Origin of the sequence: Nonomuraea sp. NPDC050022 (genome assembly GCF_044460705.1) — a bacterium.
Taxonomy (GTDB): domain Bacteria; phylum Actinomycetota; class Actinomycetes; order Streptosporangiales; family Streptosporangiaceae; genus Nonomuraea.
Genome location: NZ_JBITKE010000006.1, coordinates 673,533 through 699,216, shown reverse-complemented (window position 1 = coordinate 699,216; position 25,684 = coordinate 673,533). Strand labels below are relative to the sequence as shown.

The 25,684-nt window shown below is 61.8% G+C and carries 31 protein-coding genes and 1 pseudogene; 20 read left to right on the top strand and 12 right to left on the bottom strand.

Translation table 11 applies throughout. The features are described from left to right. Positions 1-206: 206 nt before the first annotated feature. The 5 genes from ACIBO2_RS29035 to ACIBO2_RS29015 form a co-directional block, all read right to left on the bottom strand. Positions 207-533, bottom strand: coding sequence for a hypothetical protein (locus ACIBO2_RS29035; RefSeq protein ID WP_358555474.1), 327 nt, complete (start codon positions 531-533; stop codon positions 207-209). 430 nt (positions 534-963) lie between these two features. Beyond that, entirely contained in the window at positions 964-1,638 is a 675-nt protein-coding gene (locus tag ACIBO2_RS29030) for a hypothetical protein (protein WP_358555471.1), read from the bottom strand. 674 nt (positions 1,639-2,312) lie between these two features. Further along, entirely contained in the window at positions 2,313-3,521 is a 1,209-nt protein-coding gene (locus ACIBO2_RS29025) for a VWA-like domain-containing protein (protein WP_397300788.1), read from the bottom strand. Further along, the gene (locus ACIBO2_RS29020; protein WP_358555465.1) at positions 3,521-4,729 is read right to left on the bottom strand and encodes a MoxR family ATPase; all 1,209 of its coding nucleotides are present in this window, start codon (positions 4,727-4,729) and stop codon (positions 3,521-3,523) included. The genes ACIBO2_RS29025 and ACIBO2_RS29020 overlap by 1 nt, the downstream gene beginning before the upstream one ends. Before the next feature lie 30 nt (positions 4,730-4,759). Then, entirely contained in the window at positions 4,760-6,037 is a 1,278-nt protein-coding gene (locus ACIBO2_RS29015; RefSeq protein WP_397300785.1) for a hypothetical protein, read from the bottom strand. 162 nt (positions 6,038-6,199) lie between these two features. Here ACIBO2_RS29015 and ACIBO2_RS29010 point away from each other — a divergent pair, with 162 nt between their 5' ends. Continuing rightward, on the top strand, positions 6,200-6,403 hold the full coding sequence (locus ACIBO2_RS29010; RefSeq protein WP_358555459.1) for a hypothetical protein: 204 nt from the start codon (positions 6,200-6,202) through the stop codon (positions 6,401-6,403). On the opposite strand, the gene ACIBO2_RS29005 is transcribed toward ACIBO2_RS29010, so the two are convergent. Together ACIBO2_RS29005 and ACIBO2_RS29000 are read right to left on the bottom strand one after the other, a co-directional pair. After that, the gene (locus ACIBO2_RS29005) at positions 6,396-6,788 is read right to left on the bottom strand and encodes a DUF5360 family protein (protein WP_358555456.1); all 393 of its coding nucleotides are present in this window, start codon (positions 6,786-6,788) and stop codon (positions 6,396-6,398) included. The genes ACIBO2_RS29010 and ACIBO2_RS29005 overlap by 8 nt on opposite strands. Positions 6,789-6,795: 7 nt before the next feature. Continuing rightward, a complete protein-coding gene (locus ACIBO2_RS29000; RefSeq protein WP_358555453.1) occupies positions 6,796-7,347 on the bottom strand; it encodes a TetR/AcrR family transcriptional regulator in 552 nt (183 codons plus the stop codon). A 115-nt stretch (positions 7,348-7,462) separates the two neighbouring features. On the opposite strand from ACIBO2_RS29000, the gene ACIBO2_RS28995 reads away from it, so the two are divergent. The 7 genes from ACIBO2_RS28995 (at position 7,463) to ACIBO2_RS28965 (ending at position 14,598) form a co-directional block, all read left to right on the top strand. Then, positions 7,463-8,131 (top strand): YdcF family protein, encoded by a 669-nt coding sequence (locus ACIBO2_RS28995; RefSeq protein ID WP_358555450.1) that lies wholly within the window; start codon positions 7,463-7,465, stop codon positions 8,129-8,131. After that, the gene (locus ACIBO2_RS28990; protein WP_358555447.1) at positions 8,073-8,873 is read left to right on the top strand and encodes a WbqC family protein; all 801 of its coding nucleotides are present in this window, start codon (positions 8,073-8,075) and stop codon (positions 8,871-8,873) included. The genes ACIBO2_RS28995 and ACIBO2_RS28990 overlap by 59 nt, the downstream gene beginning before the upstream one ends. A 350-nt stretch (positions 8,874-9,223) precedes the next feature. After that, a complete protein-coding gene (locus ACIBO2_RS28985) occupies positions 9,224-9,766 on the top strand; it encodes a hypothetical protein (RefSeq protein ID WP_397300779.1) in 543 nt (180 codons plus the stop codon). A gap of 1,111 nt (positions 9,767-10,877) precedes the next feature. Next, a complete protein-coding gene (locus ACIBO2_RS28980) occupies positions 10,878-11,636 on the top strand; it encodes a hypothetical protein (RefSeq protein ID WP_358555440.1) in 759 nt (252 codons plus the stop codon). A gap of 29 nt (positions 11,637-11,665) precedes the next feature. Further along, positions 11,666-12,370, top strand: coding sequence for an HAD family hydrolase (locus ACIBO2_RS28975; RefSeq protein WP_358555437.1), 705 nt, complete (start codon positions 11,666-11,668; stop codon positions 12,368-12,370). 49 nt (positions 12,371-12,419) lie between these two features. Then, positions 12,420-13,163, top strand: coding sequence for an alpha/beta fold hydrolase (locus ACIBO2_RS28970; RefSeq protein WP_358555434.1), 744 nt, complete (start codon positions 12,420-12,422; stop codon positions 13,161-13,163). Positions 13,164-13,227: 64 nt separating this feature from the next. Beyond that, positions 13,228-14,598, top strand: a complete 1,371-nt coding sequence (locus tag ACIBO2_RS28965; RefSeq protein WP_358555431.1) for a hypothetical protein — start codon at positions 13,228-13,230, stop codon at positions 14,596-14,598. Between the two features lie 47 nt (positions 14,599-14,645). Here the strand turns inward: ACIBO2_RS28965 and ACIBO2_RS28960 are convergent, their stop codons facing one another. After that, positions 14,646-14,990 carry a hypothetical protein gene (locus tag ACIBO2_RS28960; protein WP_358555428.1) on the bottom strand — a complete coding sequence of 115 codons (345 nt, stop codon included), beginning with the start codon at positions 14,988-14,990 and terminating at the stop codon, positions 14,646-14,648. A gap of 36 nt (positions 14,991-15,026) precedes the next feature. Then, complete coding sequence (locus ACIBO2_RS28955; protein WP_358555425.1) at positions 15,027-15,176, bottom strand: hypothetical protein; 150 nt, start codon at positions 15,174-15,176, stop codon at positions 15,027-15,029. Positions 15,177-15,468: 292 nt separating this feature from the next. Here ACIBO2_RS28955 and ACIBO2_RS28950 point away from each other — a divergent pair, with 292 nt between their 5' ends. From ACIBO2_RS28950 to ACIBO2_RS28925, 6 genes are all read left to right on the top strand, one after another. After that, entirely contained in the window at positions 15,469-15,606 is a 138-nt protein-coding gene (locus tag ACIBO2_RS28950) for a hypothetical protein (protein ID WP_358555422.1), read from the top strand. Between the two features lie 62 nt (positions 15,607-15,668). Continuing rightward, positions 15,669-16,244 (top strand): hypothetical protein, encoded by a 576-nt coding sequence (locus ACIBO2_RS28945; RefSeq protein ID WP_358555419.1) that lies wholly within the window; start codon positions 15,669-15,671, stop codon positions 16,242-16,244. A gap of 67 nt (positions 16,245-16,311) precedes the next feature. Next, complete coding sequence (locus tag ACIBO2_RS28940; RefSeq protein WP_358555416.1) at positions 16,312-16,554, top strand: tyrosine-type recombinase/integrase; 243 nt, start codon at positions 16,312-16,314, stop codon at positions 16,552-16,554. Next, positions 16,551-16,688, top strand: a complete 138-nt coding sequence (locus tag ACIBO2_RS28935) for a hypothetical protein (protein ID WP_358555413.1) — start codon at positions 16,551-16,553, stop codon at positions 16,686-16,688. Before ACIBO2_RS28940 ends, ACIBO2_RS28935 begins: the two co-directional genes overlap by 4 nt. Before the next feature lie 256 nt (positions 16,689-16,944). Next, the gene (locus ACIBO2_RS28930; RefSeq protein WP_358555411.1) at positions 16,945-17,418 is read left to right on the top strand and encodes a tyrosine-type recombinase/integrase; all 474 of its coding nucleotides are present in this window, start codon (positions 16,945-16,947) and stop codon (positions 17,416-17,418) included. Positions 17,419-17,447: 29 nt separating this feature from the next. Then, positions 17,448-17,789, top strand: a complete 342-nt coding sequence (locus tag ACIBO2_RS28925; protein ID WP_358555409.1) for a transposase — start codon at positions 17,448-17,450, stop codon at positions 17,787-17,789. Here ACIBO2_RS28925 and ACIBO2_RS28920 read toward each other — a convergent pair. Continuing rightward, a pseudogene (locus ACIBO2_RS28920) lies at positions 17,721-18,005 on the bottom strand (IS30 family transposase); the annotation flags it as partial. The gene ACIBO2_RS28925 and the pseudogene ACIBO2_RS28920 sit on opposite strands and share 69 nt — an antisense overlap. A 690-nt stretch (positions 18,006-18,695) precedes the next feature. Here ACIBO2_RS28920 and ACIBO2_RS28915 point away from each other — a divergent pair. The 4 genes from ACIBO2_RS28915 to ACIBO2_RS28900 all read left to right on the top strand — a co-directional run bounded on the left by ACIBO2_RS28915 (position 18,696) and on the right by ACIBO2_RS28900 (position 21,229). Then, entirely contained in the window at positions 18,696-19,259 is a 564-nt protein-coding gene (locus tag ACIBO2_RS28915; protein ID WP_358555501.1) for a hypothetical protein, read from the top strand. Between the two features lie 76 nt (positions 19,260-19,335). Beyond that, positions 19,336-19,923 carry an SGNH/GDSL hydrolase family protein gene (locus ACIBO2_RS28910; protein ID WP_358555406.1) on the top strand — a complete coding sequence of 196 codons (588 nt, stop codon included), beginning with the start codon at positions 19,336-19,338 and terminating at the stop codon, positions 19,921-19,923. 39 nt (positions 19,924-19,962) lie between these two features. Continuing rightward, positions 19,963-20,736, top strand: coding sequence for an alpha/beta fold hydrolase (locus ACIBO2_RS28905; protein WP_358555403.1), 774 nt, complete (start codon positions 19,963-19,965; stop codon positions 20,734-20,736). A 55-nt stretch (positions 20,737-20,791) separates the two neighbouring features. Further along, complete coding sequence (locus ACIBO2_RS28900) at positions 20,792-21,229, top strand: NUDIX domain-containing protein (RefSeq protein WP_358555400.1); 438 nt, start codon at positions 20,792-20,794, stop codon at positions 21,227-21,229. A gap of 1,535 nt (positions 21,230-22,764) precedes the next feature. On the opposite strand, the gene ACIBO2_RS28895 is transcribed toward ACIBO2_RS28900, so the two are convergent. Next, the gene (locus tag ACIBO2_RS28895; RefSeq protein ID WP_358555397.1) at positions 22,765-23,193 is read right to left on the bottom strand and encodes an ATP-binding protein; all 429 of its coding nucleotides are present in this window, start codon (positions 23,191-23,193) and stop codon (positions 22,765-22,767) included. A 174-nt stretch (positions 23,194-23,367) separates the two neighbouring features. On the opposite strand from ACIBO2_RS28895, the gene ACIBO2_RS28890 reads away from it, so the two are divergent. Next, positions 23,368-23,676 (top strand): putative quinol monooxygenase, encoded by a 309-nt coding sequence (locus ACIBO2_RS28890; RefSeq protein ID WP_397300771.1) that lies wholly within the window; start codon positions 23,368-23,370, stop codon positions 23,674-23,676. A 2-nt stretch (positions 23,677-23,678) separates the two neighbouring features. Continuing rightward, positions 23,679-24,875 carry a helix-turn-helix transcriptional regulator gene (locus ACIBO2_RS28885; protein WP_358555498.1) on the top strand — a complete coding sequence of 399 codons (1,197 nt, stop codon included), beginning with the start codon at positions 23,679-23,681 and terminating at the stop codon, positions 24,873-24,875. A 414-nt stretch (positions 24,876-25,289) separates the two neighbouring features. Here the strand turns inward: ACIBO2_RS28885 and ACIBO2_RS28880 are convergent, their stop codons facing one another. Continuing rightward, positions 25,290-25,535 carry a hypothetical protein gene (locus ACIBO2_RS28880; RefSeq protein WP_397300769.1) on the bottom strand — a complete coding sequence of 82 codons (246 nt, stop codon included), beginning with the start codon at positions 25,533-25,535 and terminating at the stop codon, positions 25,290-25,292. Between the last annotated feature and the right edge of the window lie 149 nt (positions 25,536-25,684).

Here is a 25,684-nt window from a genome sequence, read left to right as displayed (position 1 = left end):
CGGTCCCGAGCATCAGGTCGCCATGCCGAGACATATCATTACGGATGCCGCAAGCCGCGCGATCTTCATGAGGGCCCAGTATGACCGAGCGGCCCTCCCCAAACCGGACATCTACCTCCGTAAGCTGCCGCGCCGCGGCCGGGAGGTGAAGGGCCGGTGGCCCGCCATACGGGAGCATGAGCGGAGCCGGCGCCGCGGATCGGCACTCAGCTGGTCGAGGCCTCCACCGAGACGCATCGGTGCAGCACGAAGCCCGTCTTGCCGGCGGGACCGTTGATCCTGATCACAGGCCTGATGTTGATCCTTCCAGGACCCACGGTGATCAAGGCGAAGGTCGATCGAGTCTCGGCGAACTCCTGGTGATTGGCGAAGTTGGCGGGTCCGAAGGCGCCTTCCGACTTGAGGGAGTCGTTCAAACTGTAGGTGAGTCGCATCTCGGCACCCGCCTGAACGGAGACGTCCGCGGTGACCTCCACCTTCACTGTCGTCGTAGCCGGAACGTCGACGAACACCGGGTTATCAAGGAGGCCCACGTATACGGCCGAACTCGCGGTAAGCGGGAACCCACGGGGATCGCACATCGCCTGGCTGAGGGGAAGGGCGGCGGCCGGTCGGGCCAGCGCGAACGTCGTGATTGCCGTAGCCGCAGCGCAGGCGGCCACCGCGGCGAGGACTGTGCGACGACGTGAAGGTCGAGTCATGAACATCATGGATCTTCCTCGATTCTGTGGAACCGGTCCTCGATCCTGGGCCGGTCATCGACATGGGTGTGTCGCCGTACTCACTGCAAGGGCGTTCCATCCAGTTCCACAACGAGCTACGACCGCACCGGACCAGGCGAACGCCGAGATTCCAGGGCTCGCCGACCGGCCGAAAGACGTTAAGCGAAGATCGTCCCGGAAGATCGTGGTGCGCTTGTCTAGTACGGGGCACATGCTTGTGCGCCTGGAGCCTCACCAGCTCCTAGAAGCATGGCAAGCTGTATCGGCGGTCTTCCACATGGTCGTAGATAGCGCGCAACCAGGGCTCACGAGCCGCCGGTAGCCGCGCCAGCGTGCTGAGGAACACGCCTAAATCAGGTCTGAAGGGCCTCCATGGCAGCCGTGGTGGCGGATCGTCGCGCCGGACAATGTCGGGCATCCCTGCCGTCGCGAGGGTAAGACGCCGATCGTCATTGAAGGCCATGTACATCCACACGTCAGCCGCCAGCGGCACCACCCCTCTCGCGCCGCACGGCCACACCTCGCCGCTTTGCGGATGCCGCGGCACCAGGGCGATATCCGCGGTCACGCCGGACATGCCTGGCCCGGCCAAGACGAGGTTCCGTGCCGACGGGCCTGCGGGGAGCAGCGTGTCGAGCGCCTTGCGAAAGGCCTCGGCGACCGGTCCGTCAGGGACGGCAACCCGCTTGCCGCCCGACAACGCCAACAGGCGTGCCAACGCCACCGCGACCGCTGCTTCCCACCGCGGGTTCCACCATCCGGGCTGCTCAATGGGTGGTGTGTCCGGATAGGCCGCCCGCAGCGCCTCCCAGCCGACCACCGTACAAGCGGGGCCATCGACGCAGACAGGTCGCACGGCACTCGGATCCAGCCACACCACCTGCCAGAACCCGCAGTCATCAATGCGGGTCGCCACCGCACGCCCGCACTCCACACACGCGAGGTTGGCGCCGCTCCGGCCGTCCAGGCCACAGCAGCAGCCATCACACCGCTCTCGGGTGAGAACGGTTCCGCGGACATCGCCCGGCGCGACCCCGATGATCCCCGGGGGCCCGTACGGCAGGGAATACACCTGTAGGTACACGCCACCGGCTGCCGCCTCCTCCACGCCCGCCTCGTCCCCGACCCGCCATGGCGGGTCGGAGGCTTGGGAATGCACCGCGTACGTTCCGGGCTCGAGAAGCGCGGGGAGCAAGTCGTGGCCGTACTTCTGATCGGTGTGGTCGGGAAGCGCGACCCGTGACACCCTCGCGGTCAAAACAGCACCGCACCCCACACATGCGAAAACGACCAAGTGCCCCTCTCACGCCTCAACGATTCGATAGCAGCCTCTGATCTGTGGTAGCGCAGGGCAGAGGCATCAGCTGGTCCAAGTGCATGGAGTCGCCGGAAAAGCACATCATTGCGGCCTGCTCGCACGAATGTCCATGACCCTGGGATCTGTGCGGTGTCTGGCTCTGCGACGCCTTCTTGGAGAGCACGGCTGTGTACTACATGTCTTCGGCAGGTCGACGCCCCACAATCGTGAGTTCGCACACCTGCCGTCCATCCCAGGCCGGCCAAGATCGGCAAGGGTCGTCCAGGCGCCGCCTAGCCGATGCCGACCACCCGTGCCCATGCGGGCGGCGTGTCCGGCACGTAGTCGGGGTCGCTCTCGTACGACGGCTTGGGCCGGGCGAACAGCCCCACCACCACGCGGGACGCCGGCCGTTCACGTGGCCACGGGGTCTGCCCGTCGGTCAGGACCACGATGACGTCCGGCCGCGGGCCCGCCCGCAGCGCCTTGGCGATTCCCGCACGCAGGTCCGTGCCGCCGCCGCCCACCAGCGTCATCCCCTCGGCCCGGCACAGCGGTTGCGCGACCCGGGCCGCCGCGTCGCAGGACAGTACGCTGACCAGGTCGCGCCGGCCGCCCACGGCGCGGACGATCGCGGCGACCTCCAGCAACGCGCTCCCCAGTTCGGCGTCGCTGACCGACGCGGAGGTGTCGATGACCACGCTGATCCGCGGCGGCCTGCGCCGCAGGCTCGGCAGGATGACGCCGGGCAGGCCGGCCGAGCGACGCGGCGGCCTGCCGTAGGTGTAGTCCTCGCCCACGCCGGGTCCTGACGCCGCCGAGCGGATGGCCGTGCCGAGCAGTTCCCGCCACGGCTGCGGCGGGTGGAATGCCTCCTCCGCCCACCGCCGCCATCCCTTCGGCGCGTTCCCCGGATGGGCGTTGATGCCCTGCGCCACCCGGAACCGGACCGCTTCCCGCTCGTGGTCGCTGAGCCCGTTCGCGCTGTGCGGCCCGAGATCCCACTCCCGTTCGAGTCCGTCGGCGCCGCTGCCGCAGTCCAGCCAGACCAGACCCTGCGTGGACGGCCCAAGGCGGAACTGGCGCAGATAGTCCTCCATGAGCTCGCCTTCGCACAGCCCCAGCATCTTCGGTTGGACGGCGTCCTCGGGCCGGGCCAGCCCGTCACCGTACACGTCGTCGTTGATCTCGAGGTCGGCGGCGATGTTCATGCGCAGCCGCTCTCCCCGTCCTGTGAGCTCCTGCTCCTGGGCGACCCGGTCGCTGCGGCCGTGATGGTCGCGCAGCAGGTGGGAGACCTCGTGCACCCACACGCTCGCCAGCTCCGCCACGGGGGTCCGCGCGACGAACGCCGGTGAGACGTAGCACCGCCAGTGCCGATCCACGGCCATCGTTGGTACGGACCGCGACTCCATCGGGTGCAGCGCGAACAGCGCCGTCGCCAGATAGGGCCGGGCTCGCGCGGCGTACAACCGGGCGGTGAAGAGCTTCTCAAGGTCCATCAGCCCGCCACCCGCGCCGCGACCTCATCCGCCTTCCTGCCCAAGGAGACCACCCCGGCGAGCCTCTCGATCGAGGCCGGAACCTTCCAGTCCGCGCGGCGCAGCGCGGCGAGCGTGGAGGCGGGCACGACCACCAGGTCCGGGGCGCCGGTCTCCAGCGCTCGCACCAGCAGCTCCCATGCCGCGTCCCACCGGCCCTTGTCCGGCCGCTTCCGTACCGCCGCGACCACACCGTCAAGTACGGCCTGGCGCAGGTCACCCCGCTGGGGCAGCTCGGCTGTCGCCGGGTCGGCCAGCAGCGCCTCGGGGTCGGGGAGGTCCATCCGATCCATGGCGGCCAGCAGCTCCAGCCCGGGCCCGTCTCCCACCGTGCCTCTGACCAGCATGGACAGCACGTCCTTGGACGCGTCGGCCGCGGTGGCGAAGGCGGTCAGGCACAACGCCATCTCCCAGCTGCGAGGTGATGGCCACGGGCCACCCCGGTGCGCCTCGTTGTTCGGCAGCCGGTGCACGAGATCGGGGCGGGCGGTGAGAAGCCCGCACACCGCACGCCGGGCGAACGTCACCGCCTCCGGCAGTCGCTCCGGGTCGAGCCACGGCAGGCTCGCACGCGGCCAGGTTCCGCCGAGGCCGCGTACGACGACGTCGTGATCGTGACGCCACTGCAGGTGGACGAACCGGTTCGCGAGCGGCGGGCTCAGCTCCCAGCCGTCGGCGGCGGAGGAACGCGGGTTGGCGGCCGCCACGATCCGGACACCCGCCGGGAGCCGCAGGGCCCCGACCCGCCGTTCCAGAACCAGACGGAGCAGGGCGGCCTGCACGGCGGGCGGTGCCGTGGACAGCTCGTCCAGGAAGAGCAGCCCCCGGCCCGCGCGGGCCAGACGTACGGCCCAATCCGGCGGCGCCATCGGGACGCCCTGCACGGCAGGGTCGTCACCGACCACCGGCAGGCCGGAGAAGTCGGACGGCTCGTGCACGCTGGCGATCACCGTCGTGAGCGGCAGGCCGAGCGCCTCGGCGAGTTGCTGCAGCGCCGCGGTCTTGCCGCTCCCCGGCTCCCCCCACAGCAGGACGGGCAGGTCGGCCGCCACCGCCAGGGTCAGGGCCTCCAGCTGCGTGTCGGTACGTGGCTCCGTGGTGGTGTCGCGGAGCAGGGACAACAGATCGCCGGCGACTTCAAGACGCGAGGCGTGAACAGACGAAAGCATGATGTATCACCTTGGAGGTCTAGGAAAGCGTCAGCGGAATGTGCCGTAGCGCGGGCGCGACCGGCCGATACGGGGGCGGCGGACCTGTCGCTCGGCCGGTCCCGACCCCGATCCGAGCCCGGCACGGAACAGTCCGTGGTCGATCCGCCGCCGCGCCGCCTCTTCCAGCACGTCGCGCAGCGCGCCCTCGGGCAGCCGCGCACCAGGTCCGAGGAGACCGTCGACGGTGGCCTGAGCACCGGCGGCGTCGCCGTGGTCCAGCCGCGCGCGGACGTCGAGGAGGCACTCCGGGGCGCGGTGGGCCTCATCGATCAGCTGCAAACAGGGCAACGGGGTGCCGGTCAACTCGGCCAGCAGCTTCTCGCGCCGGATCTCGGCCGCGTCGTGATCCAGGGCGACCAGCACGCCGTTCACGAGCGCGACCCTGTGCTGGGCGCCGCCGCACTCGACCATGTGCGGCCCGTTCTCGCTCTGGTGGCCGTGTGGCGTGGTGTCCGGCGAACGGCCGGGTACCAGCGCCGCCGCGACGAGCGGGTGCAGCCTGTCGGGCTCGATCAGCCCGGCACGAAGCAACGCCAGGTCGGGCAGCACCCAGGTCGCCGCGTCAGGCAAGATCGGCGGTGACGCGAGTCCTTCGTCGCCGGCCCGGGAGGCGTCCACATCGAGGATCACCTGACGTCGCCGGCCGACCCGGACGGCGACCGTACCCCCGTCCTGTCCCTCGGCCCGGAGCAGCAACCGGGCCTCGGCCGGCCACCGATCGACGGCCCAGCCTTGTGCGTGCGGCGCCGTTTCGGAACGCGCACGCAGCTCACCGGCCCTGCGCGCATCCCACAGGTGGCGATGCAGATCGAGGCGGAAACGTCGATTCGGATGAGGATGCGGCCCGGACCGGGAACCGTCCCACAGCGCCAGGCTGATCCGCTGACCGGCATCCGCCCAGGCCGGCGGGGTCCTGGCCACGAGGTGAACCGGGTTGTCGCTCTCGAGGTACCGGGCCAGCGAGAGGGTCAGGCCCGGACGTATCAGTCCGTTGGGGGCGATCCTTGGCATGTGCCAGCGCAGCAGGTCAGGCGCCAGGTGGCGGAGGTCACTCCGGAGGCGGGCGGCCAGTTCCTGGCCGTGGAGGCGCGCTATGCGGCGCGGATTGAGATCGACGTCCACGTGTGCTGCCGCGCACGCCGCTGCCCAGTCTCCGGTGGTACGGCGGGCGGTCGCTGACTCGATCATGGAGGGCGGCACGGCGAACTCGCGCACGCGCAGCCAGAGGGTTAGGCGGGGATCCTCGTTCGAGGTCGAGTGCGGCATCAGCACTCACCTTGCGCGAACGGGTCCCCCAATCTGATGCAGGAGGTATTCATCGTGATCAGCGTAGCGTCTTCCGGTCCGCGCGAGAAGAGCGGCTCTGACAGGAGCGGTCCTGATCGTGCCCGTCGTGGCACTGCGCCGCTCAAAATTCCCGGCGCCACGGTGAGCGCCGTCAAGACAACCCTCTCCCCCAGCCCGTGGAAGCACCTCCGCCAACCGGAATTCATGGTCACCGTCGTCAGGTCCGGCTCGCTCGTCCTGGAGACCTTCACTGACGGCAGCGACGGTGGCGTGGAGACGACCGCCAATGCCTTCACGGTGGCGGCCTGGCAGCGCGACTCGGGAGGCGTCCTACTGGTTACCTGACGTTGGGCCGGGGGTCCAGCTGTGGTCGTGGCTGGGCCAGGCAGACGATCGCGGGGATCGGGAAGAGCATGAGGTAGAGGTTTGGCAGCCACCAGGCCAGTGAGAAGTCGCCGCGCAGGGTCCAGAACGCGATCGCCATCAAGCCGGACGCCATGGTGAGCACGAGCGAGACCAGCATCAGGCCGAGGCCCGACCGCGACGCTCGGCGCAGGAGGTACAGGCTGGCCAGGCCGGTGGCGCTGGCCAGCAGGTCGATCCAGAGAAACGACCAGTTCCAGTCGGCCATTACCGGGTTGGTGTAGTCGGCGAACGCCCATTCGGGCGGGATCGCCCCCAGCCCGGTGATGGTGAAGTAGACGACGAACGCCAGATCCGTGAGCAGCATCAACGCTTTAGTGGCGCGTAGCACGGTCGATCGCCTCCATCAGGTAGCGCCTGGTGTGTTCGTGCAGTGCCGCGTCTGGTTCGCCGAGGCCGAGAAGCCTGGCCGCCCACCAGCCGTCGATGGCCAGTCGTACCGCCGTCGCCGCGGCCGGATCGATGCCGTCGTCGGTCAGTCTGGCCTGCCAGGCGGCGAACCGCTCTCTCAGCGGCGCCAGACCTGCCGGGTCCACGATCACCGCGGCCAGCAGTGCGGCGGTCACCCGGTCGGCCGGAGCGTTGGTCGCGGTGTGGTGTTCGGGGATCGTCGCGTTCAGGTAAGCGCGCAGGAAGTCGCCCGGCTCGGCACCCACCTCGGCCAGTGCCTGGTCGAAGGCCTTGATCAGGCGGTCGACCATGCCGGCGACCAGCGCCTGCTTGGTAGGGAAGTGGTAGAACAAGCCGCCCTTGGACACGCCTGCCTGCCGGGCCACCGCTTCCAAGGTCAAGGCCTCGGCCCCCTTGGACAGCAGCACCTCGGCCGCGGCGTCGAGCAGTCGCTCTTTCGAACTGGGACGTGACACGAGGGAAACTATACCGGCCAACCGGTACAGTTTGCTCTTGTTGAGGCGGCCAGCAGCGCCCATGGTGAGGGAGAACCACCGCCTCCCTCTGCCACGGCGACCAGGGAGCAACCGAGTGAGCGTCAAGCAGCAGGTCATCACCGACGAGCGGTGGCAGCACGCCCGCACCATCTGGGACTACCACCAGATGCACCACGACCTGCGCCAATGTGACGTTGCCATCGGCCTGGGCAGCCACGATCTGGGGGTCGCGCGCGCGGCGGTCGAGCTGTACCACGCCGGCTGGTTCCCGCTGCTCGTCTTCTCCGGCGCCACCAGCCCCACCACCGCGGCCCGCTTCCCCCGCGGCGAGGCTGGCCACTACCGCGAGCACGCGCTCGAACTCGGCGTACCCGACGAGGCGATCCTGCTGGAGCCGAACGCGACCAACACCGGCCAGAACATCGCACTATCCCGTCAGGTGCTGGCTGACGCGGGTATGCAGCCCGGTTCGGTGCTGCTGATCTCCAAGCCGTACATGGAGCGCCGGGGGTGCGCCACGGCGCGGAAGGTGTGGCCTGAGATGGAGGTGGTGTGCGCCTCCGAGCCGCTGGAACTGGACGACCACGTCAGCTCGATCGGCGATCCGAAGCTGGTCATCGACATGCTCGTCGGCGACCTCCAGCGCGTGATCGAGTACCCCAAGCTCGGCTACGCCATCGAGCAGCCCGTCTCAGGAGAGGTCCATGACGCCTACCAGGCTCTTCTCCGCGCCGGATTCGACAGTAGGCTCCTTACGCCCTGACCTGCCGTACGGCGAGGTGTGCGCGATTCACCAGCCCAACCTCTTCCCACGGCTCACCACCTTGGCGAAGCTGTTCACCGCCGACTACTGGATCGTCCTGGACGACGTGCAGTTCGCCCGCAGGGACTATCAGCACCGCACACGCCTCGCCTCGCTCGACGGCTCGGGACAGCCGCAGTGGCTCTCGATCGCCGCCCATCTGCCGCATGGCCGCTCCACCTCCATCCGGGGAGCGCGCCTGGCCGATCCCGCCCGCTGCCGACGCCGCGTCGTCCAACTTCTCGCTGACCACTACCGGCACAGCCCTCACTGGCCGCCGTTCAAGCGGCGGCTCGAATCCGTGCTCGCCGCGTTCGCGAGTACGGATCGGCTGGCGGACGTGAGGGAGCTGTCCACGCGCCTGCTGCTGGAAGAAGTCGGGTGGCGGGGACGGATCCTGCACAGCAGTGATCTGCTCGCGCGTGGTGAGCGCTCGCAGCGGCTTGCCGACCTGGCCTGGATGTCAGGCGCCACGACCTACCTGTGCGGGACCGGAGGTATGCGATACCTGGCGCCAGCCGCTTTTCGGGTCCACTTGATCGAGGTTCTTCCGTTCCAGACCCCCGGATCGGGCATATGGGCATCCGCCCGGGAAGTGAGCGCCGTACATGCCCTGATGCTGGTCGGATCATGTGCCCTGCGGCGAGAGCTGGAGGGTCTACGCGGACGGGTTTTGGAAAGCGATCCCCGGCCTGGTTGCTAGCCCAAGTACGCGACCTCATCGTTTCCGCTATCAGCTCGCATACTGCGCTTGGGCCCACCGCCGCCAGGGCAAGATCCCGTTTTACCGCACCGCAGGTCTGCGCCTTCCTTGGGCGATCTCAGAGGAACGTGAGTGGGATGCCAGCGTGCACGGCACCGAGAGCACGGCGCAGCGCCGCGAATGCACGTGGAGAGGATTTTGGCCCAAACCGAGCCATCTGAAGCGTCCTGATGCGTGATGCCGGCGGAGGGAGTTGGTGGGCTTTATGCAACCGGCACCTTGCTGACACTCCGGTCTTTCGGTAGGTGTAAACATCGGCCTGTAGGCCGAGGAGTGAAAGGCTGGGCGGCATGAGCGACGTCGACGTGGAGAAGATTGCCATGCTGTTGAGGGAACGGAATGGTATCGACGCGAAGATCGCGGCGATCATCCAACGTCCCATGACCGCAGGCCATCTAGGCGAATGGATCGTGGCGCAAGTCTTTGGAATCGCGTTGGAAACATCCGCCGTGGCCTCTGCAGTCGACGGTCGGTTCACTTCTGGTCCATTGCGTGGTCGGACCGTCAATGCGAAGTGGTATCTCAAGCGTGAGGGCCTGCTGGATGTTACGGTGCGGACGCAGCCGGACTACTACCTCGTGCTGACGGGGCCCGTATCACCGGCGGCTTCGTCGCGAGGCGGCACTCGTCCTTGGTGCATCGAGTCCGTGTACTTGTTTGACGCTGAGCAGTTGCTAGCGGAGCTCCGTACGCGCGGAGTAAGGATCGGGGTCGCCTCTAGCGTCCGAGCCGCGCAGTGGGCAGCGGCAGAGATTTACCCGAGCGCAAATAACCCGATACTTCCGGTAAGTCCGGAACAAGCGGAGTTACTGCGACTTTTCGCACTTCGATGAGACTGCCGCATACGGAGCCAGAACGCCGATGCCGAGCGCTTGCGGTTCGCAGAACCCGTCGACCGGCAGCCCTCAAGTCATCATCAGGGAACCGTACATGCCAGGGCCAGGCGTTGCTGCTTAGCGCGCCGGTCGATCTCTCGCCGTTCGCTGTCACTGATAGGCCAGCTCATGCCGCCTGCAGCCGGCGACTGAACGGCGAACGCCAGAACGACCCCTCGTAGATTTGGGTGTTCTCGGCTCCGCGATCCGGCCACCTGCAAAACCAACGCGATCATGCCATTGAGCAGTGAATACGCTCGTGAGCGTCTCCCAGCACTTCTCGCTGACTCCGGCGCTCCCACCGAACAGCGACGGAACAGGGCCGAGTCTAGGGGGCGGCTGTGGCGATGCCCGGAAGAAGGGGGACGCCGCTCATCACCGTTGATGACGCCCTCTTCCGCTGGTGCGTCCGCTTACAGACCAAACAGCAGCCACGTGAGCTCGGCCAGCGCCGCATGCCTACCGCCTCAACCGGATTACTCGATCCCAGACCCGATGAATGAGGCTTGGCGGCGATCGCCCCGGCCACGTACGGCGCGCACGAAAGCCCGCGATTGTCACGGCATCAGCAGCGCAGCGTGCGCGCCGCCGCCCGCTACTTGTTGAGTGGGTGGATGCCGTGGTTGCGGGCGGTGCCGAGGTAGGAGTGGATGAGGCCCTGGCCGGAAACCCCCTGGATACCACCCAAAACGCCTGATCAATCACAGGCGTGATGAATGGATACGCAAGGTCGCCTCAGAGGCGATCGGGCCCATCTCACTGGTTGTGCCAAACAAGTTAGGTATTACTATTAGCCGTCAACAAAGCATCAAACAAAATGACACCTGCGGAAATGGGACATATCTATACAAACGTAACGACGTACCAATTATTAGCTTTTTGTATAGCCCAAAACTCTCAACGAGGTGGCTCATCCTGCCCACTCTCGACTCTCAGCAGATCGAGAGTGACGCCTACGGGTTATACCTCAGCAGCACCTATCGACGTAGGGTTGTGGCGTAGCTATGCTCACTGTTGGCGACCGAATATCGATAACTTAAGCTGAATTGCATTTAAACAAGGAGGACACATGCTCACAGATCAACTGACACTCCCTGGCCGCACCATCGTTGAGATTCGCTTCCAGATACCCGATAATGCTTTGGCGACGTTCATCTTGAGCAGCGGATATGGGAACGATCAATTTAGCGAAGCAGTACAGCTAGCTTTCGCAGGTCTCCTAACGAAACATGGCTTGGGATGGGTGCAATACATCTATCCCGAAAGATGCCAGAAGAATAAATTTACCGATCTCTATATCTCCAGTGGAATTACGACACTTTCATGGGTCTTTGAGTGGGCCAAGCTTCGGCATTCACGCCAGATGCACCTATTCGGGTACAGTTTTGGAGGTAATATAAGCCTTGAGCTGGCCATGATTAAACAAATAGGAGCAATTGTCCTCGTCAACCCGGTGCTCGATTATGCAGCATATCGAACAGAACAACTCGGAGCCGAAGCTATACGTGAATGGGAAACGAATCAGGTAACGTTCCTAACGTATGAGAAGGTCCGATATCCGGTCGGATATCGCTTTATGCAGGAAGCTGAGCAACAGAAGCTCCACACGCGAGCTACAAATATAGACTGCAACATATATGCATTTCAGGCAGAAAACGATGCGATACTCAAGTACTCCGATATAGATTCCATGGCGCTAAAGTCACCTAGATGGCACGCGGATCTAATCCCTGGAGAAAGGGCCGATCACAACTTTGAAGATCCAGAAAGTCTCAGGCAATTTATTCAGAAAGTGGAACCAATCATAGCAGAACTTGCCAGCGCATAGTCGCACAATGGCTTAGATGGGAGATTTGTGTGAAACCGAAATTGAACTTTGAAGGAATAGCCGGGCCGATAAATGGAGTTCTGTTCGATCTAGATGACACACTCATAGACCGCCGCGCCGCGTTTAGGCTCTGGTTAACAGCTGCAATGAACCATTGGCTAAGAGGCATCGCCAAAGAGGAAAGGGATAAAGAAATAGAACATCTCATAGAAATAGACAAATCCGGATTGACTCCACGATATCACTTCTTTTCTTACGTGAGGGATAGATATAGAAAGTTCAATATCCCTCCGGAGAGTCTGGCGATGCAGTACTATGCGGATATCTTAGAATACACCTGCCTTGCCCTAGGCGCTGACCAACTACTACGTTCATTAACAGAAAGGGAGACTCCATTCGGAATTGTTACAAATGGCTCCGATCATCAGATGCACAAAGCAGCAAGGGTTGGCTTGGCGAATCAGGCGACCTGTATTCTAATATCCGAACATTTCGGATACAGGAAGCCGCACCCGCATATTTTCCTAGAGGCGTCAAAACGACTAAATGTGAATCCACGCGAAATACTATTTGTCGGAGATCAGCCCGATATTGACATCATAGGCGCACATCACTTTGGAATGCGAACGGCCTGGGTGAGGCATGGCAAGGCTTGGCCAGAATGCCTGCCGGCACAAGCAGTTGATCTGATTTGTGACTCCTTATTGCAGATTACTATTATACAGGCCAATTAAGTACTTCGATGAGAGGGCTGGAAAGATGATCGAATGCAAAAAACGTCACATGAGAATCGAAGTCAGCCACTACGAAGCGGTCCACACGCTCATTATGTCGCCAGATGTCCCGTCGCCTCTCCGGCTGGTCTTCGTATTCTCTCATGGGTTCAGTGTGGACGGAACCGAAAGCGCCCGCCACTTTCTCGACATTGCAAATCGCATTGTTGAACATGGCGCTCATGTGGTTCTTTTTGACTATCGAGGATCTGGGTACAGCGATGGGTTGTTTGAAGACATGACACTAGAATCTGAAATTGCCGACTTGAATTCGATCCTAGACTTTGTCTCCGCGCATTTTCCTGGACATCGTGTGATTGTCTGGGGTGAGAGTCTTGGAGCGGCCGTTGTAGCTCACACACTAGCCGCGCGCTCAGACGCTTTTCTAGCCCTCATGTGGTCTCTGTCTGCCGATCTGTATCAGCGTTATAACTACAGATTCGGAAAAGAAATAGACGAGCAAGGCTATACATATACCGATAACGGATTGAAAGTAAAGCGCATTTTCCTCGACTCGCTAAAAAATCGTGACACATATGCGGCAATCAAAAGCATGCATATTCCATGCCTCCTAGTGCATGGAAACGCCGACCCCGTGGCGTCTATTGATCTGTCTCGTACGGCGCATCGTATAGCATCGGAGAATACTACACTTATGGAAATACGTGACGGCAATCACGGCTTCGAAGGCCAGCCACAGCAGTTCTCCGAGGCTCTACACCTCTCGCTTGAGTGGGTATTTGCTCGGGTATAGGTGGTACGACATCCAAGTGTCGATTCTAATCGTGGTCCAGCACACCGAATGAGTGGAACGTTCTATGGATCAATCTGATGGAGCTCGCATCGGTATATTTGGATTTAATGGCTGTGTCATTTTCGCACTTGACTTGAATAGTCTAGTGACTGAAGCGCATTCCTCTACACTGATCACACGGCGTGTGTCGGGGAACTGGATACAAGGCATTCACTCGAAACTTACGCTGTGGGACGAGTTCGGTTTTGGCTGCCCGCGCTTTGCTGAATCCGCTTATGGTAAGACAGACCGGGCAGCGCGTAACACATTTTTAAGCCGTCACTCCCCAAGGCTTCTTCCCCTTGAGATACCGATCATTGATCCACCCCACACTGTCCAAGATAACTTTGCATATTTCGTCGAAGCGATACGTCTCAGTCCTCAGGGGGCTTTAACGCTAAGGGTTATGGTTAACAGCGGAAATAGAACACCGCTTAGCGCTGTTGAAGTGGTTCACAATTACCACAGCCTAATGTCGGCAATTTCAGCTGCACTGGAGAGGAGCATTGGTGCGTTTGTTGATCTATGGAACGCGTCGATCTCAGACTGCCAGTTAATCAGACCAAGCCGACGGGGACTTATAACCGCTCTCCACTCGTACGATATCTGGGATTATGATTTCACGCTATTCGACCGCAGCTCACCACGTGAGGTCGCATCCGTTAAAGCTCTCTATCACAGTGTAGATCAGACAGCGGCGCGCGAACTCACTGCTATTGCTAACATGGATATATCTGACGTATTAAGCCTTCGCGAGGTTAGACTACAGCAGTTTATCGATTCCGACATAGGCACTCGGGACGATGAGCTTTGGGCAATCGGTAGAGAGCGAATGACGCGACGGCACCCCGAACGTGCCAATACTTATAACATTGCATTCTTTGCTGATGTCAAGCTTGCTACAGAGATCCTGATCGGGTATCAGTGCACAATGGCCTTCCTTGAGAACTGGGTGCGGGATCAGCGAGAGAGCCTACTAGACGAGCTGGTCAGCTATAATGATTTTAATGAGGCGGAAAGATTGCATCTGCAGAAAAGATATGCTGATGTAATACGTGCTTCGCAAATGCTCGTAGAACCCGTTGCGTTGGAGCGCGGGGTTAAGCATACTTTTTTTGCTCAAATTATAGTGCGACTGATTGGCGTCCTCGGTTTAGACGTGTATGCAGCCCGTTCCGCCCAATCCATGTCGGAGTTTGCGAGCTTCGTTGAGTCTATTTCTGTGTTTCGCGAGGCGGAACTGAGCTCAAAGCTGGAAAGTATACAAATTGAACTGGCTGCTACCTCTAAGAAAATTGGTCGTATCGGGTTGTATATCGCCATCATCGCCGCTGTACTTACAGGAATTCAGTTGTATCTCGCGCTCATCCCTAGCCTCGATCTTTCACTGCCTTGACGTGGTCGGCTGAGGGGTTCAGGCAGGGCCCCGGCAAAGTTGGTTGATCATGCACGTCCGAGGTTGGTCAGGGTGCGGGTGGCATCTCGAGAGAGGTGCCGGATGGCTTGGGCGAGGTTGGTCGCGCCGGTCAGGCGTAGCGCGCCGATGGCGAGGTTGCGTAGGGCGGCTATGTTGCGGGGTGCGTTGCTGGTGCGGGCTTGGGAGTGGTCTTCGCCGTAGGTAACATCGCGGACGCAGTGGAGCCGGTTTTCGATGCCCAAGTGGCCGCGGATCCAGGTGGCCAGGTCGGCGGGGCCGGCCTGCCGGGTGGGCAGGCTGGTGATGGCGTAGACGGTCACGGTCCGCCACTTACCCTTCTTCAGGTCCCTGACCTGGCGTTTGATCTGCATGCCTGGAGCGCGTGCGGGAAGAGCAGGCCGGCACCTTCAGCGTGCGGTGCTCCTCGCGGCCGTGCCCGCGATCGCGTCGGCAGTCGGCGACGGGGATTGCTTCCATAACAGCCGCTTGAGCTGGGCGTGCAGGCTGGGCTGGTTCTTCTTGACGATCAGGATGTAGTGGGCTTTCTTCTCGGCCACCAGGAACGTGGCGTGCTCGCGCTGAGTGTGGAGCGCGTCTTATGAGGACGTGAGTGTTATGCCGACCTCACCGTCTGCTCTCCTCAATGCCAGCAGCATCCAGACGATGAGGTCGGCGTAACAGCTCTTGATCATGGTTCTGCCTCTCCCAACACGTGGAGAGGGGAGGAACACGAGAAATCCAGCACTGGTCCAGGTTCTGGGACCGCTGGCAGCGTTCCGGACGGGCTTCAGCGACCAGTTGGAGCTGGTCGGCTACTCGCGGCAAGTCCGGGTCGTCCATCTTCGGCTGATGGCACATCTCAGCAGATGGCTGGAGGAACGCGGCCTGGACGGCTCGGCGGTGCGTACGCTGCTGAAGGAGTTCATCACAGATCGCCGGACCGACGGTGCCGCGATGGGCTGTCACTGCAGGCGCTGCGACCGCTGACGGAGTATCTGCAGAAGATCGGGATCGCGCCGTTGCCCAGGCTAGAGCAGGCGCTCGGGCTGGTGGAGTCGTTCCTGTTCGAGTACGCGGTCTATCTCGCTCGGGAACGCGAACTCGTCTCAGCCACCATCCAGCGCGAGAAGGAGTTGATCCGTCCATTCCTGGCCGGGCGGATCCGCGACGAGCACCTGGACCTAGAGCCGCTGACGGCCGCCAAACGTGACTGCGTTCATCCTGGCCTGCAGGCAGAACGTCGCACCGGCGACGATGCAACGCACGGCTACGGCGCTGCGATCGCTGCTGCGATTCCTGCACCTGCGCGCAGCAACCTGCTCCTCGCTGGTAGGCGCCGTGCCCACGGCCGCCGTCAGGAAGCTGTCCGGCTCCCCAAGTACCTCACCGGTGCGCAGGTCACCCGGCTACTTACCTCATGCGACCTGGCCACCCCGGTCGGGCGGCGCGATCAGGCGATCCTGCTGATGCCGGTCAGACTGGGGCTGCGGGCACGTGAGGTGGCCGCCTGCACCTGGACGACATCGACTGGCGGCGGGGCGAGATCGCGGTGCACGGCAAGGGAAACCGGCACGACCGTCTGCCGCTCCCGGTCGATGTCGGAGAGGCGGTGGCGGACTACCTGAGCGGAGGTCGCCCGGCGTCGGCGGAAACCCGGGAGGTGTTCGCCGGGGTTCGTGCCCCGCACGGCCCTTGACCCGCGGTGCAGTCACGCAAGTGGTGGCTCGCGCTGCCCGCCGCTGCGGCATGGGGACCATCTTCGCGCACCGGCTGCGTCACACCGCGGCGACCAGCATGCTCCTTGCCGGGGCGTCACTGGAGGAAATCGGACAAGTGCTGCATCATCAGCACGCGCTCACCACCGCGCAATTCGCCAAGGTCGATTACGAAGGGCTCCGGGCGCTGGCTCGTCCCTGGCCCGGGGAGACCACGTGAGCGACCACGTGAGCCGATTGCATCAGCGGCTGCAGGAATACCTGGCCGTCCGCCGGGCCATGGGGTTCAAGATGGAGCGGCACGCCAAGCTGCTCGGCAGTTCCTGGAATATCTCGCGGCGAGCCAAGTCGTGACCGTTACCGTCGATCATGCTCCGGCCTGGGCAGCCTTGCCGAGCTCAGCGCGCCCGCGCTGGTGGGCGATGCGCCTGTCGGTGGTCCGCGGGTTCGCGACCCACCTGCAGGCGATCGATCCAGCGCATCGAGTACCGCCTCGCGGGTTGATCCCCGGCGGCCACCGACGCGTCGTTCCTTACCTCTATACCGATCACGAGATCGCTGCTTTGGCGCGGGCAGCCGGACAGTTGCCCTTCCCGGTCTCTATCAGACCTTGTTCCGGCTTCTGGCCGTGACCGGCATGCGCATCGGAGAAGCCATCCGGCTCGACCGCGAGGACTTCGACGCCGCGCTTGGCGTATTGTCGATACGCGGCACCAAGTTCGGTAAGACCCGGCAGCTACCACTTCACCCGACGACTAGCGCTGGGCTGTGGGACTACCTGCAGCTATGTGACCAGATCATGCCCTGCCCGCGATCCTCTTCCCTGTTGCTGTCCGCGCGGTTGCTGTCCGCGCGGGGCTGCCGGTTGCGCTACAACCGGGTCTGGGAGATCTTCCATGCGCTGGTGATCCGCGCCGGGTTGAGGCCGCGGTCACCAGGATACACCCCGCGCATTCACGACCTGAGACACACTTTCGCGGTCGTCACCCTGCTGGAGTGGTACCGGACCGGGGCCGATGTTCCGGCGATGCTGCCGCGCCTGTCGACTGAGGTGCAAGAAGATTCCGGACAGTCGGCTACATAAGCTGACAGAAGTCTGGAAGAGGTAGGTACGTGACGAGGCGTCGCAGGCAGTTCTCGCCGGAGTTCAAGGAAGAAGCCATCCGCATGGTGCTGGAGGGCGAGCGGACGGTCGCGTCGGTGGTGCGCGAGTTCGGGATCAACGCCAGCACCCTGGGCAGCTGGGTGAACCGGCATCGGATCGCGCACGCTCAGGACGAGCAGCAGCCGGTCTCCGGGCCGGACCGGGCCAGAATCCGGGAGTTGGAGCGGGAGAACGCCGAACTGCGCGAGAAGCTGACGTTCTTGAAAAAAGCAGCCTTAGATTCAAAGAGTCAAGGCAACACATTGGGCCGGGGTTCGGTAGCCGAGGCACTTGCGGGGGCGGTTGTTTAGTCGGGCGGCCAGGGCGTCAAGGTCGGCCTGGCTGTACAGGCTCAGATCGATGCCCTTCGGTAGGTATTGCCGGATCAGTTTGTTCGTGTTCTCGTTTGTGCCCCGCTGCCATGGGCTGCGCGGTGCCGCAAAGAAGACGTCGACGCCGGTCGCTTCGGTCAGCAGCCGGTGGCCGGCGAGTTCCATACCGCGGTCCCAGGTCAGAGTGCTGCGCAGGCATCCATCCGGGCCAACGCCTGCTGCGGGGCGGGGATCAACCTCGAAGAGATCCAATCAGCGGCTTAACTTTAGTGGCATTGCCACAGACCCGCGGCCCAGGCAAAGCCACTACCAGCGACAACGACTCAAAGATCGCTAAGTGCGGTGCGCCTGTATTAGTTGTATCGACCACGGAAGTCGAGTGAAAAGCGTCTGACACTGTGGGCTTGAAATAGGGATCGGCTATCCGTTTGGGGATGATTGTGACATCAACGACGAGAAGCCTCACCGCAACGCCCCCTTGCCCCGGGTCGCACGGCTTCGTCTGGCTGGTTGCGTCGTGGAAGGGGTGGCAGCCGCGATAGGCAGCCGACGAATTCCACAATTGCTTGCATTGGGGAGCCTTCCGCGTACCATCATATGTATGCGCCGTGCTGCCTAGGCAGCTACCCTGGAAGGGTTTTTCGGATTTCACGTAAAGCCTATTTCGGACATAACATCTAAGGCGGCAGAGTGGTTACTAATAGACACTCGGAGCAAAGCGGTTTCATTTCGGATAGAGCCAAGATAGATCAACACGCTGCCATCTCTCCTACGGCCCGGATATACGGTGCAGTCGTGATCGAAAGATGTGCATTTATTGATAGTGGGGTTATAATAGGATATCCATCTCCGCGCGAGCAAGAATTACTTAGGGAAAATCTTGAGATGGGAAATATTTTTGACTCATTTGACTCTTTGATCGATCAATGCGTTACGTCACCCACACGGATTGGGCCATATTCTTTTATTCGTTCTGGAACAGTTATATATAGTGGTTCCAACTTAGAGAGAGCAGTGGATATCGCTCACAATGTGCAATTAAGAGAAGAGTGTTCAATTGGCGAAAAGACGCGAATCCTAACAGGCACTCAAATTATGGCCGCTGCTCATGTGGGGCGTGGCTGTCGCCTTGCTGGCACGGTATGTAATCGTAGCTACATTGGACACGGAGCCTCGGTCCTTGGTCACCTTATGCATCGATTCAAGGCCGGCCTTCCTGGATACATCGAGCCGTCCCCCCGTGTGGGCGACGGAGTGTTGATTGGGCGCGAGTCATCTGTGATAGGCGGCGTTGTGGTTGGGGATTACGCGGTGATTGGCGCCGGCGCAGTGGTGACGCGGGACATTCCCACCGCAACTATATGGGCTCAGAATCCAGCGATCCAGATCGGTATCAGGAATTCTGAGGAGGTGTCTAGTCTGGCGAAGCTTATCGCCGCCCATTCATGAAAAAAGGAAAACTGCGCCGGCTTTAGGTGCGAGTACCACGAGATCTCCCGGAGAAGAAATGTCTACTCTTCATGTAGTGGCAGATAGTATATCAATGCATTATGGTCCGTATCTTGAGGCTCACGTAGCAAGCTGGTGCGACTACAGCCGTAAGACGGAAACCATTGGAGCCATTAAGAATGTAGAGGGTTCAAATGGCCAGGATTCTAGTATGGTTCTCACCTATCTGGGTCGATGTCAATCTCAGCAGATGAGATGGGGAATACTTTTACTTAACTGTGGCCTATGGGACATTCGCGATCGAAATGGTTCTCGTCAGGTCCCAATTTTGCAATACAAGACAAATCTAGAAAGACTTTTTATATTGGCTGCGGATATCGGCGATCAGATAGTTTGGATAAGGACAACGCCAGTCGATGATGCGAGACATAATGCTATCAAAAATGATTATAAGCGCCACGATTCGGATGTGCAGGCATATAACGCAATCGCCGACACCATAGCCCGTGGGCACGGCGCGCGCATCATAGACTTATATCAGTTCTGCAAGGACATCAGAGACGAACCCTTATATGCAGATCATATACACTTCACAAATAATGTCCGGAAGTTACAAGGAGCGTTTATAGCTGGATACTTGGCAGCAGCGTTTATGGCTGCATGAGCTTACCTGACTGATTTTGCATCCTGAGAGAGATTACCTATGAGGCTTGTAAAAGGACATTTTAGGCTGCTGGTTGCTGATAAAACCTACGTTCATGTGCAAGTCATCCAGCCACCGAAAGATGCTGCTAGGGTGGCAACAATTATTTTCTCGCATGGATTCATTAGCAGTGGCATCGAGGGGGGGCGCAGATTTGTGCGGATGTCAAATGAACTGGCGAGACATGGATATAGTTGCATTCTTTTCGACTATCGAGGTTGGGGTTACAGCGATCTAAGCACGGAAGAAGTAACTTTCGAAACATATATGGCGGATCTGCACGCCGTAATCAATCATTTCTCGAGGATTTTTCCTGATCAACGACTCTTGCTTCTTGGAAATAGTTTGGGGAGTGCAGTTGCAACTCACGTTGCGGCTCAGCGCTCCGATATCTCTTCTCTTGTCCTCTGGTGCCTATCTGCAGAGCTATACGAACGCTATACATCCAGGCTAGGGCCCGCGATTGTTACAAAGGGGTTCACGTACGATCATGAATATCGCATTGGTTTGCCTTTCCTCCTCTCATTGAAGGGGCGAGATACATATTCCGCGCTCCGCGATGCCAACGTTCCGTGCTTGCTGGTGCATGGGGACGCTGATGAAACCGCCTCAGTGGAATTGTCGCGAAAAGCGCACCAAGCAGCAGGACAGCCCTCGAAGCTAGTCATAATTCCAGGAGCAGGGCATAGTTTTGCTTACCCTCCCGATTCATTTAGGGTAGCGAGAGATGTGACGATGCAATGGCTTGAAAGAGAAGTTGGACGGGGTGGATGATGAAGGGTGGACCCATTAGCGACCCGTCTGAAGCATTGGCTGGAGCGGATAGGTAATGCAATATCCGATTGTCGCTGTTAATGCTGCTATTTTTTGCAGTCATCACCGCATTCTCCTTACGCTGCGCGCAGATAATCATTTGTGGTGCCTCCCAGGAGGAATTGTTGAGTATAATGAAACAGTCGAAGATGCATTGCGTCGAGAATTGCTTGAGGAAATAGGGGTTTCCTGCGCCCATTGGCGTCTAGTGGGCATTTACTCCTCAAACAATCTCAACGAAACTCAAGTGACTAGCCGTCCGAGCATCATTGTTCTGTTCAGGTGCAGTATAGGCGCACGAACTCCGACGACATCAGAGGAAGTGTTATCCTTCGCCTATTTCAATATTCGTGATCTCCCAGCTAATACAATCACGAGTCATGTCTCTCGAATACGTGATGCTGCCGGGAATGGGAGGCGTCGAGTAATTTTTCATGGCTATCGCGATAGATAATCGCTAACGGTGTGACGTCGATTGTGCAGAATACAGCTGTCTAGCAGCAGGACAGGCCGGCCGACGCTTCACAAGCCGATTCCGGAAAGTTATGGGAGTGGGGTTAAGCAATACGTCCTTATCGAGCAGGGCTCAGCCTCGAGGACTCACAAGAGGTTGAAGGCCTGAGGTATCACTGTGCGGTTGCGTGCTTACGGCGGGGTTCGGGAGTATGCCGGTGAGATGCTTTATCCGGATGGTGGTGGTCTGACCCCGGCGGCGCGAGCCAAGCGTGAACAGGTGCGTTTGGAGACTGCCGGGACCTTGGTGGCTAATTCTATTCAGGCGGCCAAGGTGAGTTTTCCAGTCCATGCCGTACTTGGCTCGGTCGGCGGCGGCCCACACCCTCTCTATCTGGTCGCGTCCGACATTCTTATGCTTTCTGGTCGCGAACGGCCAGGCCAACTGGGGCCGAAGCGTCTAAACCTGGGACGATCAGCTGGTGTGCTCCGTCGCCGTCAGTCATGCGGTAAGTTCGGAATGCGTTCTGAGCATCATTGAATCCATTTCATCATCCGTCGGAGGCGTGCGGGTCACCGCATGATCGGCTGTTGTCCGTGGACGTTGGCGCGTGGGCGGTGCTGGCCACGACCAGCCGGAGAGCCGCAGCGCGGCCAGCGATCACCCGAACGCGCGGCGGATCGCCGCAGGCGAGCCGCCTTTAATGACGTGTAGATAAGTTGCTTTCAGCGCTGTCCGGTAGTGGCTGTTCGTAGGTGTCTCAGTGCTGGCCGGGGTAGGGCTGGGCTATAGTCCAGGTGCGTTCGAAGCTGGTAAGGTAGACGGCTGCGGCGGATCCGGCCTTGGTGGTCATCTCGTCGGGCAGGCTCCGCCATGCCGGGCCGGACGACCGGAGTTAAGCCGTCGTTTGCGTGTACCTGTCTCCCGCTGACCTTCCGCGACCGCTGATTGCCCGACGTGCGACACACACGACGACTTGACCTCGGATGGCTGGTCTGGCGTTCCTTGTGGTGGCCAGTGAGGACGTGATCGCCCTTCCAGCTCAGCCATGCGCCCTCCTTATCTCCGAGGAGGGTCGGGGCGGAGCCCCGAGTCATCTGCTGCTCTTCTGCGGCTCTGTTGGCGGCATCGTCCGCCTCGCTAGTGCTCATGCTGGTCGTGGTTGTTCTTCGCCTACTTCTGCTGTCCGCCTGGAGACTGAGCGAGATGAGCCTTGATGATCTTGGATTGCGTTTGAGCGCATTGCTCAGGGTCGAGCCGCGTCTGCTCCTACCGTGCGCGACCTGAGAGTAGGGCCTGCCATGTGACCTCTCCCTCTCGCATGCTCATGCGATGGGTTTCGCAGATCTTCCCAGTGCTCGAGTCGGTGCGGCGGAGGAAGGTTTGGCCGCCGGCGGCGCACAGTTCGAAGGTGACGTCAGCGCAGTGGCAGGTCCAGGCGAGTGCTCTGTATCGCGGCTCGTTGCCAGGGCTGAGCCAGACCAGTCGGACGCAGCCCGGCTGCGGCGGTGGAAGGTGTGGGGCCAGGCAGTCGGTCATGCGGCCGGGTTCACGGATGTGAGAGGTATGAGTACCCAGACGGTGCGGCCGGCCTCGTCGCCGTGGACGCCCCAGCGGATGGCCAGGGTCTCCACCAGGTGCAGACCGCGCCCGCCCTGGTCGTCGTCTTCGGCCTGACGCAGGTGTGGAGTGGTGGGAGCGCCTTCGTCGAGGACGGCAAGGATCAAGAGGGTGCTTCCTGCGTGGATCGTGACGCCGAATCGTCCGCCGGGGTGTCCGCTGCGGGTGTGTCGGACGGCGTTGGTGGCCAGTTCGGAGACGATCAGTTGGGCGGTGTCGGCTTCGGGGCGGCCACCCAGGTAGCTGGCGACGAACTGGCGTGCCTGGCGGATCTGGTCTTTTGTGCCGGGGAAGTTGCGACACCACCGGTGGATCTCTCTGGGGCTGTTCAGCGCTGGGGACATTGCGACTTCCTCGCGTTCATGCAGGTCAGAGCACTGCCAACAGCTATCGGTACTAAAAGTACTGGTGCTATACTTCAAGTACAAGCGACTTGGTGTACTTGCACCGCACAATAAGTACTGGTCGAGCAAAGAGGCCGGTATCCCAGCCGTCGGCGGTGACCCAGGAGGGTGCATATGTTCGGACTAATGGTCCGTTTCACCTGCAAGGACGACGCGAGCGCGACGGCGTTCGACACGCTCGTCGGTGAGACAATCGAGGCGATCCGCCAGCACGAGCCCGGAACGATCGTGTACGCCTCGCACCGGGTGGACGGTCAGCCGCTCCAGCGGATCTTCTACGAGCTGTACCGGGACCGCGACGCCTTCGACGCCCACGAGCAGACCGAGCACACCAGGCACTTCCTGGCGGCTCGCGACGAGTTGCTGGCCTCGGTTGAAGTCGACTGGGTGGAACTGCAGAGCGGGAAGGGCACGACGCCGTGAGCATGGAGTATCAGCGGGCGCTCGGACGACGTATCGCTCAAGAGCGTAAGCGGCGCGGCCTGTCGCAGGCCGAGTTGGCGCGACTGGTGGATCGGTCGGTGGCGTGGATCTCGCAAGTGGAGCGGGGCGTGCGCAAGGTCGATCGCATGTCCGTGCTGGAGAAAGTCGCCGAGACGCTGGATGTGCCGCTGTCGGAACTGGCCGCCGAAGCGCCCCTGGTCGCCGCCACCAATGAGGAGATGCCGGGAACGGCCGGGCTGCGACTGGTGTTGTCCGGCGCCCACTCCTTGCAGGCCACGTTGCACACCACGCCCGCGCCGGCCACTGACCAGTTCAAGCCACAGGTAGATCACGCGTGGGAGCTGACGCATCAGAGCCGCTATGTCGAACTGACCGAGTTGCTGCGCGGCCTAGTGCCCACCTTGGAGAGCGCGGTGCGATCCGCGCCCGCCGAACGCCAGGCCGAGTTGTTCGAACTGCTGGCGGTGACCTATCAGGCATGCTCGGCATCGCTGGCCAAGCTGGGCGAGCCGGATGCGGCGTGGATCGCGGCGGATCGGGCCATCGGCGCGGCCGAGCGGGCAGGCAACCCGTTGCTGATGGCGGCGGGGGCGTTCCGGCTGGGGTTCGTGTTCCTGGGGGCGCGTCACTTCGATCAGGTGGAGGAGACAGCACGTACGGCTGCTGAGGCGCTGTGGCCCCTGACCGATCAGGGCAGCGTGGAAGCAATGTCGCTGTGGGGCGGGCTGACCTTGCAGCGGGCGGTGGCGGCCTCGCGGCTCAATCAGGCCGACGTGGCCTACGAGCACCTGTCGCGAGCCCGTGAGATGGCGGCGCGCGTTGGCGAGGGGCGCAACGACTACAACACTGAGTTCGGCCCGGCCAATGTGGCGCTGCATGAGGTGGCCGTAGCGGTGGAAGTGGGCGACGCCGGTCACGCGCTACGCGTCGGAGCCGCAGTAGACGCCTCGACGCTATCGGCAGAGCGGCGGGCGCGGCTGGCCGTTGATCTGGCTCGCGCGCATGCGCAGCGTCGTCAGGTTGATGAGGCGGTGGCCCAGCTCCTTGAAGCTGAGGCCATCACTCCGGAACAGATCCGTAACCACCGGATCGTGCGGCAACTCGCGTCGGATCTGTTGTCGATGCAGGATCCGGCGTCGACTGAACTGCGAGAACTGGCAGACCGAGTGGGTGCTTAGAAAACACCGCTGCGGCGGGCGGGCAAATCCACGAACGTCCAAGGTCTGGGAGTTGGCAGCGTCTGGCTCTACGACGCTCCTTGGAGAGCACGACCGTGGACTACACACAATCGCGAGTTCGCACCTGCCGTCCATCTCGGGTCGGCCAAGGTCGACAAGGGCTGTGCAGGCGAAGCCTGCCTGGATTGGCTCGCCAAGCAGGGCGTACGGGCCAGCTTTGCACGCGGTCCACGTTTTCGCGCACGCCCGCACAGTCTCGGTCTCGCCCACGGCGCCGGCGATACGGCCACCTGGTTTAGGAAGCCCGGCGTGGTGCACTTCCCCGAATGGCACCCGGACGAGCGCATGCCTGGCCCCTCGCCCCCGGGGAGGAACTCCCGCTCCGGCGTGGCCAGGAAGCCGTAGCGCGAGACGCTACTTGAGGATCTCGAGGTGGTAGTCCGACTTCTTGTGCGACCAGTGCTCACCCGTCATTTTGCGGCACCGCCAACTCCCCTGCCACTGCTTGCCCTCGACCATGCACTTGTTGTAGCCCGCAGTGGTGAGCGGATAGGCCGCGACGTATTCCCAGACGTCGGCGCTGGCCGGAGCCGGTACGAACGCGCCGGCGGCGGCCGCCGCCGACACCGCGACCGCCACATTCCTCACCTTGTTCCACATCCTGAAGCCACTCATCCTTTCTTGATTGCACAGAGAGCCTCGCAGCCGGGGCTTCCGTGTCTCTTCTCTGTTACTTCCGGCCGAGTTCCGTTGCGCGGATTCCCTTTCAGCTGTGCGGCCACGCGAGGGATCCTGGCCGTGACAAGCCC

Coding starts and splice junctions, on each gene's coding strand:
- ACIBO2_RS29025 (WP_397300788.1), bottom strand. CDS start 3,521: ATGGACCTTGAGAAGCTCTTCACCGCCCGGTTGTACGCCGCGCGAGCC.
- ACIBO2_RS29020 (WP_358555465.1), bottom strand. CDS start 4,729: ATGCTTTCGTCTGTTCACGCCTCGCGTCTTGAAGTCGCCGGCGATCTG.
- ACIBO2_RS29015 (WP_397300785.1), bottom strand. CDS start 6,037: ATGCCGCACTCGACCTCGAACGAGGATCCCCGCCTAACCCTCTGGCTG.
- ACIBO2_RS29005 (WP_358555456.1), bottom strand. CDS start 6,788: ATGCTGCTCACGGATCTGGCGTTCGTCGTCTACTTCACCATCACCGGG.
- ACIBO2_RS28990 (WP_358555447.1), top strand. CDS start 8,073: ATGACGCCTACCAGGCTCTTCTCCGCGCCGGATTCGACAGTAGGCTCC.
- ACIBO2_RS28985 (WP_397300779.1), top strand. CDS start 9,224: ATGAGCGACGTCGACGTGGAGAAGATTGCCATGCTGTTGAGGGAACGG.
- ACIBO2_RS28980 (WP_358555440.1), top strand. CDS start 10,878: ATGCTCACAGATCAACTGACACTCCCTGGCCGCACCATCGTTGAGATT.
- ACIBO2_RS28970 (WP_358555434.1), top strand. CDS start 12,420: ATGAGAATCGAAGTCAGCCACTACGAAGCGGTCCACACGCTCATTATG.
- ACIBO2_RS28965 (WP_358555431.1), top strand. CDS start 13,228: ATGGATCAATCTGATGGAGCTCGCATCGGTATATTTGGATTTAATGGC.
- ACIBO2_RS28960 (WP_358555428.1), bottom strand. CDS start 14,990: ATGCAGATCAAACGCCAGGTCAGGGACCTGAAGAAGGGTAAGTGGCGG.
- ACIBO2_RS28950 (WP_358555422.1), top strand. CDS start 15,469: ATGGCACATCTCAGCAGATGGCTGGAGGAACGCGGCCTGGACGGCTCG.
- ACIBO2_RS28915 (WP_358555501.1), top strand. CDS start 18,696: ATGGGAAATATTTTTGACTCATTTGACTCTTTGATCGATCAATGCGTT.
- ACIBO2_RS28905 (WP_358555403.1), top strand. CDS start 19,963: ATGAGGCTTGTAAAAGGACATTTTAGGCTGCTGGTTGCTGATAAAACC.
- ACIBO2_RS28900 (WP_358555400.1), top strand. CDS start 20,792: ATGCAATATCCGATTGTCGCTGTTAATGCTGCTATTTTTTGCAGTCAT.
- ACIBO2_RS28895 (WP_358555397.1), bottom strand. CDS start 23,193: ATGTCCCCAGCGCTGAACAGCCCCAGAGAGATCCACCGGTGGTGTCGC.
- ACIBO2_RS28890 (WP_397300771.1), top strand. CDS start 23,368: ATGTTCGGACTAATGGTCCGTTTCACCTGCAAGGACGACGCGAGCGCG.
- ACIBO2_RS28885 (WP_358555498.1), top strand. CDS start 23,679: ATGGAGTATCAGCGGGCGCTCGGACGACGTATCGCTCAAGAGCGTAAG.
- ACIBO2_RS28880 (WP_397300769.1), bottom strand. CDS start 25,535: ATGTGGAACAAGGTGAGGAATGTGGCGGTCGCGGTGTCGGCGGCGGCC.